Annotated in this window: 16 protein-coding genes; 12 read left to right on the top strand and 4 right to left on the bottom strand. The window is 71.9% G+C overall.

Features of this window, described 5'->3' with window-relative positions:
• Positions 1 to 369 precede the first annotated feature (369 nt).
• From FNV62_RS42845 to FNV62_RS42850, 3 genes are read left to right on the top strand one after another with little or no spacing between them, the layout of a single operon-like run.
• On the top strand, positions 370 to 804 hold the full coding sequence (locus FNV62_RS42845) for an ATP-binding protein (protein ID WP_225900588.1): 435 nt from the start codon (positions 370 to 372) through the stop codon (positions 802 to 804).
• On the top strand, positions 801 to 1001 hold the full coding sequence (locus FNV62_RS56190) for a hypothetical protein (protein WP_225900589.1): 201 nt from the start codon (positions 801 to 803) through the stop codon (positions 999 to 1001). The genes FNV62_RS42845 and FNV62_RS56190 overlap by 4 nt, the downstream gene beginning before the upstream one ends.
• Positions 1002 to 1003: 2 nt before the next feature.
• Entirely contained in the window at positions 1004 to 1468 is a 465-nt protein-coding gene (locus FNV62_RS42850) for a hypothetical protein (protein WP_144316033.1), read from the top strand.
• Positions 1469 to 1543: 75 nt separating this feature from the next.
• Here FNV62_RS42850 and FNV62_RS42855 read toward each other — a convergent pair whose 3' ends face one another.
• Together FNV62_RS42855 and FNV62_RS42860 are read right to left on the bottom strand one after the other, a co-directional pair.
• Positions 1544 to 4396, bottom strand: coding sequence for a CHAT domain-containing protein (locus tag FNV62_RS42855; RefSeq protein ID WP_144316034.1), 2853 nt, complete (start codon positions 4394 to 4396; stop codon positions 1544 to 1546).
• The gene (locus FNV62_RS42860) at positions 4396 to 4707 is read right to left on the bottom strand and encodes a hypothetical protein (protein ID WP_144316035.1); all 312 of its coding nucleotides are present in this window, start codon (positions 4705 to 4707) and stop codon (positions 4396 to 4398) included. The genes FNV62_RS42855 and FNV62_RS42860 overlap by 1 nt, the downstream gene beginning before the upstream one ends.
• 154 nt (positions 4708 to 4861) lie before the next feature.
• On the opposite strand from FNV62_RS42860, the gene FNV62_RS42865 reads away from it, so the two are divergent.
• The 4 genes from FNV62_RS42865 (at position 4862) to FNV62_RS42880 (ending at position 9332) form a co-directional block, all read left to right on the top strand.
• Positions 4862 to 5260: a hypothetical protein gene (locus tag FNV62_RS42865; protein ID WP_143603683.1), complete on the top strand. Its 399-nt coding sequence runs from the start codon at positions 4862 to 4864 to the stop codon at positions 5258 to 5260.
• Entirely contained in the window at positions 5257 to 6165 is a 909-nt protein-coding gene (locus FNV62_RS42870; RefSeq protein WP_097287240.1) for a hypothetical protein, read from the top strand. Before FNV62_RS42865 ends, FNV62_RS42870 begins: the two co-directional genes overlap by 4 nt.
• 205 nt (positions 6166 to 6370) lie before the next feature.
• Positions 6371 to 8422: a phosphocholine-specific phospholipase C gene (locus FNV62_RS42875; RefSeq protein WP_144316036.1), complete on the top strand. Its 2052-nt coding sequence runs from the start codon at positions 6371 to 6373 to the stop codon at positions 8420 to 8422.
• A 52-nt stretch (positions 8423 to 8474) separates the two neighbouring features.
• Positions 8475 to 9332: a phospholipid scramblase-related protein gene (locus tag FNV62_RS42880; RefSeq protein ID WP_054236090.1), complete on the top strand. Its 858-nt coding sequence runs from the start codon at positions 8475 to 8477 to the stop codon at positions 9330 to 9332.
• 125 nt (positions 9333 to 9457) lie between these two features.
• Here the strand turns inward: FNV62_RS42880 and FNV62_RS42885 are convergent, their stop codons facing one another.
• Positions 9458 to 10417, bottom strand: a complete 960-nt coding sequence (locus FNV62_RS42885; protein ID WP_143603691.1) for a DMT family transporter — start codon at positions 10415 to 10417, stop codon at positions 9458 to 9460.
• Positions 10414 to 11313: a phosphatase PAP2 family protein gene (locus FNV62_RS42890; RefSeq protein ID WP_144316037.1), complete on the bottom strand. Its 900-nt coding sequence runs from the start codon at positions 11311 to 11313 to the stop codon at positions 10414 to 10416. Before FNV62_RS42890 ends, FNV62_RS42885 begins: the two co-directional genes overlap by 4 nt.
• Before the next feature lie 259 nt (positions 11314 to 11572).
• Between FNV62_RS42890 and FNV62_RS42895 the strand changes: the two genes are divergently transcribed.
• The 5 genes from FNV62_RS42895 (at position 11573) to FNV62_RS42915 (ending at position 13837) form a co-directional block, all read left to right on the top strand.
• On the top strand, positions 11573 to 12187 hold the full coding sequence (locus FNV62_RS42895; RefSeq protein ID WP_143629124.1) for a TetR/AcrR family transcriptional regulator: 615 nt from the start codon (positions 11573 to 11575) through the stop codon (positions 12185 to 12187).
• A 348-nt stretch (positions 12188 to 12535) separates the two neighbouring features.
• Positions 12536 to 12733 (top strand): hypothetical protein, encoded by a 198-nt coding sequence (locus FNV62_RS42900; protein ID WP_143629126.1) that lies wholly within the window; start codon positions 12536 to 12538, stop codon positions 12731 to 12733.
• The gene (locus FNV62_RS42905) at positions 12730 to 12951 is read left to right on the top strand and encodes a hypothetical protein (protein ID WP_143629128.1); all 222 of its coding nucleotides are present in this window, start codon (positions 12730 to 12732) and stop codon (positions 12949 to 12951) included. The genes FNV62_RS42900 and FNV62_RS42905 overlap by 4 nt, the downstream gene beginning before the upstream one ends.
• Positions 12948 to 13367 carry a hypothetical protein gene (locus tag FNV62_RS42910; protein WP_143629130.1) on the top strand — a complete coding sequence of 140 codons (420 nt, stop codon included), beginning with the start codon at positions 12948 to 12950 and terminating at the stop codon, positions 13365 to 13367. The genes FNV62_RS42905 and FNV62_RS42910 overlap by 4 nt, the downstream gene beginning before the upstream one ends.
• A 251-nt stretch (positions 13368 to 13618) precedes the next feature.
• Entirely contained in the window at positions 13619 to 13837 is a 219-nt protein-coding gene (locus FNV62_RS42915; RefSeq protein ID WP_143629132.1) for a hypothetical protein, read from the top strand.
• Positions 13838 to 13950 lie beyond the last annotated feature (113 nt).

The following is a 13950-nucleotide window of genomic DNA, read 5'->3' on the forward strand; positions in this document are numbered from 1 at the left end:
GGCTGCGTGTGCGGGTGGACACGGTTGTGCGGGGGCCTGTGGCGTTCACCTCAACTTCCGCCGGGAGGAAGCCGAAGGCGGCGCCCCGGACCCACTCGGGACGCGCCCGACGGCCGAGGTGCTGCCGGTGCCCTGCTCGTCGGGTTCGGCATCGAGCTCCTGCGGAGGCGAGTGAGCTCGGCCCGGCCAACGGCATTGACCTGAGCCGCAAGAAATTGAGCAAAAGGCGTGAACAACCCGAACCGTTCGGCATGTGCCGCCCGTGGAACTGAATGAGCGCTCCCCTGCAGGATCCGGCCCACCGACCGCCCCCCGAAGTCCTTGGCGGTCCTCCATTTTCCGGTCTCCGCACATCCACGGAAGAGCCAGATGACCATGTTTGTCACCGATTCCCCCCGTCCGAGCTCGCTGCTCACCCGGCACTGCAGTCACCAGGCGCTGCTCACCCTGCCCGCGCAGGAGGCGCACGTTTCCGCCGTTCGTCACTTCGCGGCCGATCTGCTGGAGACCTGGAGTGTTCCCGCGAGCGAACGGGACTCCGCCGTTCTCATCGTCGACGAACTCGCCGCCAACGCCGCCCAGTACGGACGCGAGCGCATGACCCTGCTGCTCGTCCTCGAGCGCGGCACCTTGCACATAGTGGTCAGTGACTCCGGAATGGTCGTGGAGCACCTTCGCCCCGACATCGCCCCGGACGAACACCGGCGCGGCACCGGTATCGTCCAGCACCTCGCACAGTCCACCGAGGTCCACCAGACGGGCAACGGCCGCGAGGTCCGCGCCTGTCTGAGGTGCTCGGCATGACCGGCCCCGGATCACCCGATGCCTCTACCGACTGGGCCTTCGCTACCCACAAGCCGTGCCCCATCGACCGCTGCCCGGGCCCGGCGCAGGTGCTCGTGCCCTCCCCGGCGAACCTGTCGGTCCTCGACCACGGCGACCCCGACCATGACACGGTGCTCTGCAAACGCTGCGGCCCAGGTGTACCGGCGGAGGTGTGAGCATGAAGGTCACCCCGAATACCGCCGAGGCCATCGACGCGCCGCCTCCGCACGTGGCGTACGCGAACGCCCCCGACCTGCGCCGCGAGATGCACCGAGTGCTCGCCCTCGGAGCCGAACGCGACGGCCGCCGAGTCCGGACCGTCACCGGGCCGCCGGTCGATGCGACGGCCGCCGAACGCGCCTGGCTGCTGCGCAGGGCTGCTCTCATGGACCGGATGGCCCTGGACGGCCCCGGCCCCGGCCCGGACGGCGCCGCCGCACAGACCGCCGAACAGCTCGTGCTGTACGACCGCCGCCATCCCGGCCTGGTGGCCGGCCCGCACCACCCCGACGCGATCACGCTCGACCCCGGCCGTCGGCCCTACGTGCGCCAGGAGTACGCCGCATGGACGGCCGCCGGGCGCCCCGGCACGCACCAGGAGGAGCGGCGGGTGCCCGACCTCCGGTACCGGGCGGGCGTGTGAGTACGACATCGCTCGGGGAGCCCGGCTACACCTTCGGCCACGGAGAATCCTCCCGCGTGCTTCAGGCCGATACGCCTACGGCCCCACATGGATGTACGGCGCCCACAGGCTCGGGTTCAGGCGGTAGCCCTCGTCGGCGTCGCGGAGGGCGCGTACCGCGGTGTGCAGGGCGTGTGCCGTCCGGCCGGGGAAGGGGTGTCGGGGCGCGAAGGCCGAGTAGAAGTGGTCGGCCAGTTCTCGGGAGGTGTCGTCGTCGACGGCCCAGAGGGTGCCGATGACGTGGGTGAAGCCGGCCATGTGGAAGGCGCCGGTGATGTGCAGCGCCTCGTCGGCGTACTCGCCGCGGCCCCGGGTGGTCTCGCACGCCGAGAGGTACGCCAGCTCCGCGGCCGGGAGCCGGAGCCGGGCGATGTCGGTGAGGGTGAGCGGGGCCGTGTCGTGGTCGTGCAGCAGGACCTGCCCGGTCGCGGCCCCGCCGTCGGCGGCGACGGCGTGGCAGGCGAAGTGCACCCAGGGGTGGTGGGGGAGCGCGTCGAGCACGGTCCGGCGTACCGCCTGCTCGTCCAGGAGCAGACGGGCGCCGGGTCGCGCGGCCAGCAGGGCGGCCTCCGCCCGCGCGCCCTCCAGCGGCACGAGCCCCGCGCCCGGCGGCGCCGGCACGGCGACCACCAGCGGGGCCGTGGGGACGGTCGGCCGCCGGTCCGGTCCTGCGGTCTGGCGGCGCCGGGCGTGCACGAGGCTGTTGACGGTCGGGGCGTACGAGCTGACGGCACGGTCGAGCAGGTTGTCCCGGTCGTTCTCGTGGCGCCCGGCCGCGTGCAGGGGCAGGGCGGTCAGGGGGCCGGTGGGGATCCACCACATCCGTCCCGGGGACTCCCCGCCGGGCCGGCCGTCGGTGCGGAAATCGAGCGCGTCCAGGACCGGTTCGGCCACCGCCGTCCACAGCCAGGCGAGCGTCTCCCGGATGTCGGACTGGGCGTCGCGCTGGCGGGACAACGGCAGGCCGGCGTCGCCCGCCGTACGGACGGCGACGAGGAAGGCGTCGGCCCGTCGGACCACCTCCGCGTGACTGAGCCCCGTCAGCGGTACGCACCGCACGCGTCCCTCGCGCAGGACGAGCGCGTCGCAGCGCAGCGGGCTGATGTTGACCATCACCACCGGGCCCTCGTCACCGAGTCCGGCGAGCATCTCGGCGGTGCGGGGGAGCCGCAGGAAGTCTCCGTAGCCCGGCTCGCGTCGGATCGCCGCCACGAGCCGGTCCCACCGTTCGGCCAGGGCGTGCCGGTCCTCGCCCGCGAGCGGGGTGCCAGGGCCCGAGTGGCCGGCGCCGGCCGGCCCGGACGCGATGAAGGCGGCGGCTTCGGGGCGGTCCAGCTGGGGGATCAACCGGGCGGATTCGGCGGCGAGTTCGTCCGGCAGACGGCTCAGCAGGTCCGTGGTGTCCGTGCGGGCGTCGAGGGCTTGGGCGAGCAGCACGCCGCGGCCCTGCTCCAGGAGCCGCAGCGCGAGTTCGGGGTCGGCCAGCTCCAGCGCGCAGGCCGCCGCGTCCTGCGCGAGACCCGCGAACTTGCCCAACTGGCGTGCGCGGTCCATGCGTCCGATGCGGTACGACGCCGTACGCGGCAGCAGTTCGACCGCGAGCCGGAACGGCTCCATGGCCGCCGCGTGGTCGTCGGGCGAGCGGCTCTCGCCGCCGCCGATGACGCTCAGCGCCCACAGGTGCGCGCAGCCCACCCGGACGCTGACGTCCATGGTCGGGTCGGACGCGGCCTTCCGATACAGGTCGATCGCCGCCGCGAGGGCGTGCGGATCGCCCTCGGTCACCGCCCGCGTGCCCAGGGCGGAACCGTGGTTCAGCAGGGCGAGCCCGCGCAGCGCGTGCCCTTCGGGAGTGGTGGCGTACGCCTCGGCGGTCGCCCGGACCCATGCGCGCACGGCCCGCCGTTCGCGGCGCGTCGAACGCCGTCCGCCGCCACCGTCGAGAACCCCGGGTGCGGGCGCGGCGACATCTGCCGCGCCGATCAGTTCCAGCCGCCGTACGCTCGCCAGCACCGCGTTGCGCTGCACCAGGTTGGGATGCCCCGCCGGGGTCGCGTCGACCGCCCGGCGGGCGGCCCGGGCGGCCTCGCGCAGGTCGGCGGGGTCCGCCCGGGCCTGATGGCGCTCGGCCAGGATCGAGGCGAGGTTCGACAGGAACCGCGGATACAGCCGATGGCGCCGTGGGACTGCGGCGAGGACCGCGCGCGCCAGCACAGCCGCCTCGTCGAGCGCCTCCGGGGCGCCGTCGGGGGACTGGTGGTGATGCAGACGCAGCGCCTCGGCGAGGTTGGAGCGGGCCCATGTCTGCTCCTCCGTGCCCGGCTCGGCGCAGGCCACGGCCGCCCGGAAGGTTCCGACGGCCTCCGCGAGCGCGGCGGAGTCGCCGTGCACGTGGTAGAGGCTCAGCAGCGCGTCGCCCAGACTGTCCAGACGGTTGGAGCGTCGCGCGCCCCCGGGCGGCGTCGAGTCGAGGGCTGTGCGGATCGCGTCGACGGAGGCGGTCAGATCCCGGGCGTCGCGCGTACGCAGCCACCGCAGCCGCAGCGCGCCGGAGAGGTTCGTCCAATAGGAGGGCGTGACAGCGGTGACCTCCGTCCCGTACGGGGCCAGGGCCTCGCGGAACAGGGTGATGGCCCCGTCCAGGTCGGCCGGTTCGCCGAACCGTTCGTAGCGGGACCACAGGACCGTGCCGACCCCGTTCATGGCGGCGCCGCGGAGGTCGATGTTCTGCGTCCTGTCGAGCACGGCGTCGAAGAGGACCAGGGCCCGTTCCAGGTCAGGGAGCCGGCCGGTGCGCTCGTACCGGGTGTGCGACTCCTCGGCGGCGCCGAGCACCGCGAGCAACTGCTCGTACCCGGGTGTGCCGAACAGGCCGTACGGGGCGGACATCAGGAACCGTGCTGCCCAGGAGATCCCGGAGTGTCACGCTCGTCGCGCTTCTCGCGGATGCGTCGGGCCATCAGCGCGCCCATCGGCCCGTTCCGGTCGAACCATGCGGCGGCCTCGTCGTCGCGCCCCAGCGAGAGCAGGGTCAGGGCGAGATTGGCGGTGGCGTCCTGGCTGCCTTGTTCCGCCGCCTCGGTGAGTACTTCCACGGCCTCCTCGAGGCGCCCGTCGAGCCGCAGCTTGACGCCGTACTGGTTCAGCGCCTGCGGGGAGCCCGTCTCGGCCGCCCGGCGCAGCTCGGCCTCCGACGGCATCGCCCGGAACGTGAACCGCGGTCCGTCCGATCCGTCCTGCTCCGCTCTCCGTGCCCGCGTGCGTCGACGCCAGAACATCGGCATCACCCCCCGTGACCGTCGGTGATCGCCCAGTATCCTCTCAACTCGGTTGACATGTAAGGAGGTTGCGAGGATGGCGGAAATCCGCACCGGCGACGGGGACGGCGGGTCCAGGGCGGTGCGGTCGGACATCTGCGCCCGGCTGGACGAGATCAGGGGCGTGGTACCGGCCGAGCGCCGGCCGGAGTTGGAGGAGATCCTCGAGGCGCTGCGGGGGAGCGGCGACCCGGCCGGCCCGCAGGCCGCGCTCCACCGACTCCTGCGCCGCTGCGGGGTGGCGGCCGGGTTGCGCGCGTTCACCCGGGGCGCGGGCATCGGCGGGCTCCCGGCGGCCGTGGAAGGGCACCCGGTGGTGGAGGCGTACGTCTGCCCGGGGGACCGCTGCGACCGCCGGGCCCCGGCCCGGAACCAGCCGGTGCCGGAGACCTGCCGTCTGTACGGCGAGCCGATGCGCCGCCGCAGGCTGTCATGAACGCCGTGCTCGCGGAGTTGGGCAAGAACCTGGCCGCGCGCTGGCTCACCCACCTCGTCCCCTCGGGGCTGCTGTTCCTCGCGGTCGCCGGGGCGGGGCGGCTGCTGGGCCAGGCGCACTGGTACGACGTCGGCCGGGTCACCCGCGCGCTCGACGAGCTGGCCGGGCATCCGGCGAGCCGGTCGACCGGCGGTGTGGTGCTGGCGGCCGCCGCGACGGTGATCGCCTCGGCCGGACTCGGCCTCCTCGCCCAGGCGCTCGGCGGGTCGGTGGAGCGGCTCTGGACGGGGGACTGGCCTCCACCGGTACGGCCGCTCGGCGGACGGCTGACCGAGCGTCGGCGAGGGAGGTGGCGGGCGGCCGAGGACGCCTACGCGCGGGTGGACGCGCGAGCCGTGGAGCAGGGGCCGCCCCTCGACCCCGGCACGGTCCGCGAACTCGCCCGACTCGCCGCGGTACGCAACCGGATCTCCCTGGTCGAGCCCGCCCACCCCTGCTGGACCGGCGATCGCGTCCGCGCCCTCGACCTGCGCGTCCACCAGGCCTACCGGCTCGACCTCGACTCGGCCTGGTCCCGGCTCTGGCTCGTCCTGCCCGCCGACACCCGCACCGAACTGCGCACCGCGCGGGAGGCCTACGACGCCGCCGTCCGCCTCACCGCGTGGAGCCTGCCGTACCTGCTGGTCGCCGTCTGGTGGTGGCCGTCCGCCGTGATCGCGCTGGGCCTGGCGATGCTCGGAGCGCGCCGGGGCCGGTCGGCGATGGACGCCTTCGCCGAGCTGGTCGAGTCCGCGGTGGACCTCCACGGCCGCGACCTGGCCCTCGCGCTGGGCGTGGACTGCCCGGGCAGGCTGGACCGGGAAACCGGCCTGGAGATCACCGCACTGCTCCGCAAGGGTGCCTGAATCCGTGACCCGGGCCGCGCTGCTCCGCAAGGGCGCCTGAGACCGCGCATCGGCGCGGACAGCACGCGCGCTGGTGTTCGCATCGCAGACCCCTGTGCGTCACACCAGCGCCACGGGGTCTTCCCCGACGTTCGTTCCTCTTGGAACACTCCCCCCGCGCAGGTCCCATCCACAGCACCACGTCAGGACAAGAGGTCACCCAGTCATGCCTCAAGTGAACCGACGCCGCTTCCTCCAACTCGCCGGTGGCACCGCGGCGTTCACCGCGCTGTCGAACAGCATCGAGCGCGCCGCCGCCCTGCCCGCGCACCACGGGTCCGGCACGATCGACGATGTCGAGCACATCGTCGTGCTGATGCAGGAGAACCGGTCCTTCGACCACTACTTCGGCTCGCTCAGAGGCGTCCGCGGTTTCGGTGACCCCCGCCCGTCCACGCTGCCCAGCGGCAAGTCGGTCTGGCACCAGTCGGACGGCACCAAGGAGGTGCTGCCCTTCCGGCCCGCCGCCGACAACCTGGGCCTGCAGTTCATCCAGGACCTCCCGCACGGCTGGAGCGACGGCCACACCGCGTTCAACGCGGGCAAGTACGACAAGTGGGTGCCCGCCAAGTCGTCGACGACGATGGCGTACCTGACGCGCGAGGACATACCGTTCCACTACGCGCTCGCCGACGCGTTCACCATCTGCGACGCGTACCACTGTTCGTTCATCGGCTCCACCGACCCGAACCGCTACTACATGTGGACGGGTTACACGGGCAACGACGGCAAGGGCGGCGGCCCGGTCCTCGGCAACGACGAGGCGGGCTACGACTGGACGACGTACCCGGAGCGGCTGGAGGCCGCCGGGGTCTCCTGGAAGATCTACCAGGACGTCGGTGACGGCCTCGACGCGAACGGCTCCTGGGGCTGGATCCCGGACGCCTACCGGGGCAACTACGGCGACAACTCGCTGCTGTACTTCAACCAGTACCGCAACGCCAAGCCCGGCGACCCGCTGTACGACAAGGCCCGCACCGGCACCGACGCCCGCAAGGGCGAGGGCTTCTTCGACCAGCTGAAGGCCGACGTCAAGGGCAAGAAGCTGCCCAAGATCTCGTGGATCGTCGCGCCCGAGGCCTTCACCGAGCACCCCAACTGGCCCGCGAACTACGGTGCTTGGTACATCGCCCAGGTCCTGGACGCGCTGACCTCCAACCCCGAGGTGTGGGCGAAGACGGCCCTGTTCATCACCTACGACGAGAACGACGGCTTCTTCGACCACCTCGTGCCGCCGTTCCCGCCCCAGTCGGACGCGCAGGGCAAGTCCACGGTCGACGTCGGCCCGGACCTCTACAAGGGCGACGCCGGCCGTGCCGCCGGACCGTACGGACTCGGCCAGCGGGTGCCGATGCTCGTCGTCTCGCCCTGGAGCAAGGGCGGTTTCGTCTGCTCCGAGACCCTCGACCACACCTCGATCATCCGGTTCATGGAGCGCCGCTTCGGCGCGCACGAGCCCAACATCTCGCCCTGGCGGCGTGCGATCAGCGGTGACCTCACCGCCGCCTTCGACTTCTCGCGCAAGGACACCAAGCCGGTCGCGCTGCCGGACACCGACGGCTACCAGCCGCCGGACCACGACCGGCACCCCGACTATGTGCCGACCCCGCCCGCGAACCCCGTGCTGCCCCGGCAGGAGCGCGGCTCGCGCCCGGCCCGCCCGCTCAAGTACGCGCCCCTCGTGGACGGTTCGGCGGACGCGGCGGCCGGGAAGTTCACGCTCACCTTCGGTTCGGGCGCCAAGGCCGGTGCCGCCTTCTTCATCACCTCGGGCAACCGCACCGACGGCCCCTGGACGTACACGACCGAGGCCGGCAAGACCGTCTCGGACACCTGGAACTCGGCGTACTCCGGCGGCTCGTACGACCTGACGGTGCACGGTCCCAACGGCTTCCTGCGCGTCTTCAAGGGCCCCGGCAAGACCGCGGGACCCGAGGTCACCGCGCGCCACGTCGGCGCGAACGTGGAGCTGACCTTCACCAACAAGGGGTCCGGCACGGTCGAGCTCAAGCTCACCAACGGCTACGGAGGGCGGCCGAGTTCGTTCAAGGTACGGGCGGGCGCGACCGTACGGCACACGGTGGACCTGCGGGCGAGCCGGCGCTGGTACGACCTGACCGTCGTGTCCACGGCGGACGCGGGGTTCCTGAGGCGGTTCGCCGGACATGTCGAGAACGGTCACGCGGGTGTGAGCGACCCGGCGATCGTCACCTTCTGATGGATATCTCGGCTCTGGTCAATTTCCGGCCAACTCACGGTAGTGTGCCCCGGTGACCACGCATTCGAACACTCCTGCAGGTTGGTACCCGGATCCGCACGGGGCGCCCCAGACGTTGCGTTACTGGGACGGCTCGCAGTGGACCGAGCACACCAATGCGGACCAGGCGGCCCCGGCGGGGCAGACGGTTCCGCAGCAGGCCCAGCAGCCGTACGGACAGCCGGCGGCCGGTCCCGACCCTCGCGTGCAGCAGCAGGTGCAGCGGCAGGTGCAGCAGCAGGCGGGTGTCGCGGGTGGTGGTGCCGGCGGTGGCACCCTGTTCACCGAGCCGGTCCTGGTGGTGAACCAGAAGGCCAAGCTGATCGAGCTGACCAACGAGTACAAGGTCATGGACCAGCAGGGCAACCAGCTCGGCGCGGTCGTCGAGGTCGGTCAGAGCGGTCTGAAGAAGGCGATCCGCTTCGTCTCCAGCCTCGACCAGTACATGACGCACAAGCTGGAGATCCGTGACGCCTACGGGCAGCCGGTACTGCGGCTCACGCGTCCCGCGAAGTTCATCAAGTCGCGGGTGGTCGTGGAGCGTCCGGACGGGCAGCCCGTCGGCGAGATCGTGCAGCAGAACATGATCGGGAAGATCAACTTCGCGATCAACGTCAACGGCCAGCAGGTCGGCGCGATCAAGGCGGAGAACTGGCGCGCCTGGAACTTCGCCATCGTCGACCACACGGACAACGAGGTCGCCCGGATCACCAAGACCTGGGAAGGCCTCGCCAAGACGATGTTCACCACGGCGGACAACTACGTCCTCCAGATCCACTACCAGCTTCCCGAGCCCCTGCTGAGCCTCGTCGTCGCGACGGCGCTCACCGTCGACACGGCGCTCAAGCAGGACGCCCGCGGGCTGGGCTGAACCGGCGCACAACAAAAAGGGTGGCCGCGGAACTCTCCGCGGCCACCCTTCTTGTTGTGCGTGCTCCTGGAGCTCTTTGTCGTGCGTGCTCCTTTGAGAGCCTTCCTGGAGCCCCGCGGGAGCCCCTAGAGGGGCGTCAGCTGACCCGAGCCGGGCTGCTTCGGCAGCAACGAGGGTTCGTACGCCGCCGATCCGGGCTCCAGTGCCAGCACCGCGGCGACGGGGTGCTCGTCCCCGGCGTCCACCAGAGGTCCGGGCAGCGCCGGCTCCGGCACCGAGCGGGACAGCGTCACCACACCCCACGCCGCCACGCCCGCGCCCATGGCCGCCAGCAGCAGACCGGCCGGGCCGCCCTGCAACTGCTCACCGAGCAGGAAGAGGCCTATCGCCGCGGCGGCGACCGGGTTGGCGAGCGTCACGACGGCGAGCGGGGCGCCGAGACCACCCCGGTAGGCGGTCTGCGACAGGAGCAGTCCGCCCGCGGCGAAGGCGGCGACGAGCAGGGCCACCACGATCACCTGGGCGCTGAGCAGCGGGCCGGAGCGGTCCGTCACGGCCACGGTCACCGTCTGCGTGAGAGCGGAGGCGACACCCGAGGCGAACCCGGAGGCGGTCGCGTGCCGCAGCCCCGGCCGGGAGCCGGGCCGCGACAGGATGCCGATCAGGGCGGCCGTCGTGGCGGCCACGCCCAGCGCCTGCGGCACGCTCAGCACGTCGTCGGGCGCGGGCCCGGACGCCGTGACCAGCAGCGCGGACAGTCCGATCAGGGTGAGCGCGGTACCGCGCCACTCGACCGGGCTGACCCGCCGTCCGGCGACCCGTGCGCCGAGCGGCACCGCGGCCACCAGCGTGAGCGCGCCGAGCGGCTGTACCAGCGTGAGCGTGCCGTACTTCAGCGCGGCGACGTGCAGCAGCGCGGCGGAGGCGTTCAGTACGACGGTCCACCACCAGGCCCCGCTGCCCAGCAGCCGCAGCATGCCCGAGTCGGTCGTCCGGGAGGCCAGCCGCTCCTGGGCCACGGCCGCGGCGGCGTACGCCACGGCCGAGAAGAGCGAGAGGACCACGGCGGCGAGTGTGGCGTTCATCGTCTTGCCCCCACGAGCTCCGGTACGGATTCCTTTTCGCCAGCACCGCCGGCCCCGCCGGAATTCCCGGCTGCTCCGTCGGCTTCGTCAGATGTCTTGTCGGCGGCGACAAGGCCGTGCGCCTCGGTCGCCCCGGCCCCGCGCGGCTGACGGATCACGGCCAGCGCGATGCCGAGCAGGGCGGTCGCCACGATCGCGTCGAGCCAGTAGTGGTTCGCCGTACCGACGATCACCACCAGGGTGAGCAGCGGATGCAGCAGCCACAGCCAGCGCAGGCGGGAGCGGGTCGCGGCGATCAGGCCGATCGCCACCATCAGGGCCCAGCCGAAGTGCAGCGAGGGCATCGCCGCGAACTGGTTCGCCATCTCGTCGGTCGCCGGGTGCGCCCCGTAGACGGTGGGTCCGTACACCTGTCCGGTGTCCACCAGGCCGGCGGCGGCCAGCAGCCGGGGCGGGGCGAGCGGGAAGGTGAGGTGCAGCGCCAGGGCGGCGGCGGTGACCGCGGCCAGGACCCGGCGGGCCCACACGTAGTGGACCGGCCGCCGCAGGTACATCCAGACCAGGAAGGCCACGGTGGCCGGGAAGTGCACGGTCGCGTAGTAGGTGTTCGCGAGGTGCACCACGGTGTCGCTGTGCAGCAGCGCGCCCTGTACGGAGCCTTCGCCCGGCAGGTGGAGCGTCCGCTCCCAGTCCCACACGCGGTTCGCGTTGCGGAAGGCCTCGGCGGTGTGGCCGTCGGCCAGCTGCCTGCCGACCTTGTAGACGACGAAGAGCCCTACGACGAGCAGGAGCTCACGCACGAGAGGCGGCCGTGCCGCGGTGCTCGGCGGCGACGGCCGCCGTATCGCCGCGGCCGGCTCTGGTTCTGCTTCCGCAGGCTCGGTTCGGGAATCCATCCCCCGGCCCCTTTGCTGACGATGTTGCTCGGGGTGGTGCGCGGTGAGCCCAGGACAGAATCCACTCGATCACTCGAGATTCACTCGACAGCGGAGTGGGTCCTGTCCAAGGCCCATCGATACGGAAGTGTACCGATACGAAGGTGTACCGATACGCCACTGTACCGATACGGACCCGTACCGGTACAGTGGCGTATCGATATACACTGTGAGAAGCGGAACACCAGGCGAGTCACCCACCCGAGCGAGGAGATGAGCCATGACGTCGCAGGCCGCGGACGGACCGGAGACGGTCGTCGCCTCGCGCCGCTCCAAGATCACGCCCGAGCGTGAGCAGGAGTTCTACGACGCCGTGCTCGAGCAGATCCGCGAGTGCGGCTATGACTCGCTCACCATGGAGGGCGTGGCCGCGAGCACCCGGTGCAGCAAGTCCACGCTCTATCGCCAGTGGAAGACGAAGCCGCAGTTCGTGGCCGCCGCCCTGCGCGCCAACAGCTGTCCGCGCTTCTCGGGCATCGACACCGGCACGCTCGCCGGGGACCTGCGCGCGATGGCGCAGGCCGCGGGGAACTGGTCGGGTCGCGACAGTCAGCTGCACCAGGCACTGGGCCACGCCGTGTTCCAGGACAAGGAACTGCAGGAGGCGCTGCGCGACGCGCTCGTCGAGCCCGAGATCAGCGCGGTCAAGGAGATCCTCGCCCGCGGGGTCGCCCGCGGCGAGGTCGCCGCGGACCACCCGGCGCTGGAGTTCATCCCGGCGCAGCTCTTCGGTGTGGTGCGGGTTCGTCCCGTGCTGGAAGGGCGGAACGCCGACGCGGCGTATCTCACACAATTCGTCGAGGCCGTCGTGATTCCGGCCCTCGGCCTGACCTGAGACTCAGGTCGCCGTCCGCGGGATGACCGGACGTCGGCCTGCACGCGCCGCACCGTGGGGACGGGGGCGGCGCGCACCCCCGGCCGGGTGGGGTTCCTCTTGAGCGGAGGGGCACCCTACCCGGCCGATTCATGTCCGGGGGACGGATTTACGGGCTAGACGTTCTGCCCGTTGCCGCTCACCCCGGACGCCACCTTGATGCCCTTGGTGATGACGCGGGGACTTCCAGGCCGCGGTCGCCACGGCCGTGGCCTCGAAGTCGGCGTATTCACAGTCACGCGCCTACCGGCTCGTTCGTGCGACGACCGTGCACGCCGTCGAGGCCGAGCACACCCCGGAGTCCACCTCGTGATCGCTGAGGCCATAGACACCGCCGTGTCCATCGGCTGGGCCATCGTCGCCTGGATCGTCATCCTCGCCGCCGCAGCGACCGCCGCCCTGGCCGCCGTGGTGCTGGGCATCCATTGGGTGTGGCGTGCCGGCACATGGCCGTCCCGGGCCTGGACCAAGCGCGCAGACGCACGCGACTACCGGGAGGCAGCGTGATCGGCGTCCTGGCGTTCATCGCCCTCGTCATCTCCCTCTCCGCGATCAGCCTTTGCCACCACAACCAGCCATGGCCCCTGCGACGACGTACGACCCGCGGAACGCCGAACAGCCCGCCCGAAGGCTCCGCGCCCGCACCTGACCCACCCGACCCGCCCGACACCCGCCCCACGCCCTCGTGGGCCCGCACCGAACACGACCACAAGGAGGCAGCGTGACCGAGGAAGAGCGGGACGACCTCATCGATCTCCTACCCATGGACATGGTCGTCTGGAACGACGAAGAGGAACTCCAGCACTTCGGACACGCCACCGCCCGCTGGTGGATGGACACCATGGGCCACCCCGTGGCCGGCCCGACCCACCCCTGCTGCAAGTCCTGCGGTTGCGGCGGCACCTGCACCCTCGGCGCCTTCCACGACGCCATGATCTCCAGCGTCGTCCGCGAGCTGGACCGCATCGGCGCCTTGAAGAAGCCGGATCCCGAGGGCGCACGGTGCGGCAGGCAGCTGGCAGCCGACGCCAAGGCAGCGACCGAAGCGACCGGCGGCTGGACCCAGCAGGACGACGGCACGTGGACGATGCCCGTCGACGGCGGCACCATCCTCTTCACCCAAGCGAGCACGCCCGAGTAGCGCGCGAGATTCGCCGAGAAGTGGGCGCAGCAGCTGAGGGAGCCGTGCGAAGACTGCCTCGTCGGGGCGCACGGGCCGAACGCCCACCGCAAGCACCTGCAGCCGCCCCCGAACGACCCGGGCGCGCTGCGAGAGCAGTACACAGCGGCCGTGACCGATGCTCTCCGCGAGTGGCACAGCGACGTACCCGAATCGAGGGGCCTCACCGTGGACGCGTTCATCGCCTCGAAGGTGCTCGCCGTCCGGAACGGATGGAGCTCCTCGTCGCCGCCAGCGAGAGCCCCGGCCGCGCGGTCCGCATGGCCGCCCAGTACGCCGACCGGGCCATCGAGAACGGGCAGCGTGCCGACCAACTGGCCGTAACCCCCCACGGCCCCCTCGACAGCGGCGACGCCTGGGGCTCCGACGAACCCCAGCCAACCGACGGCGGTCCGACCGTCGCCGACTGCAAGGCCGACGATCGGCGCTGATTCGACGGCGAGAGGGCGGGCGAGTGATGACCTCAGCTCGAACCTGGCTGGCCCGCCTCACCGTGGATGTCATCCGGCTCCGCACGCGTTGGACGAAGCGCCGTCTCGATCGC

Source organism: Streptomyces sp. RLB3-17, from assembly GCF_007113425.2.
Classification (GTDB): Bacteria; Actinomycetota; Actinomycetes; order Streptomycetales; family Streptomycetaceae; genus Streptomyces; species Streptomyces mirabilis_D.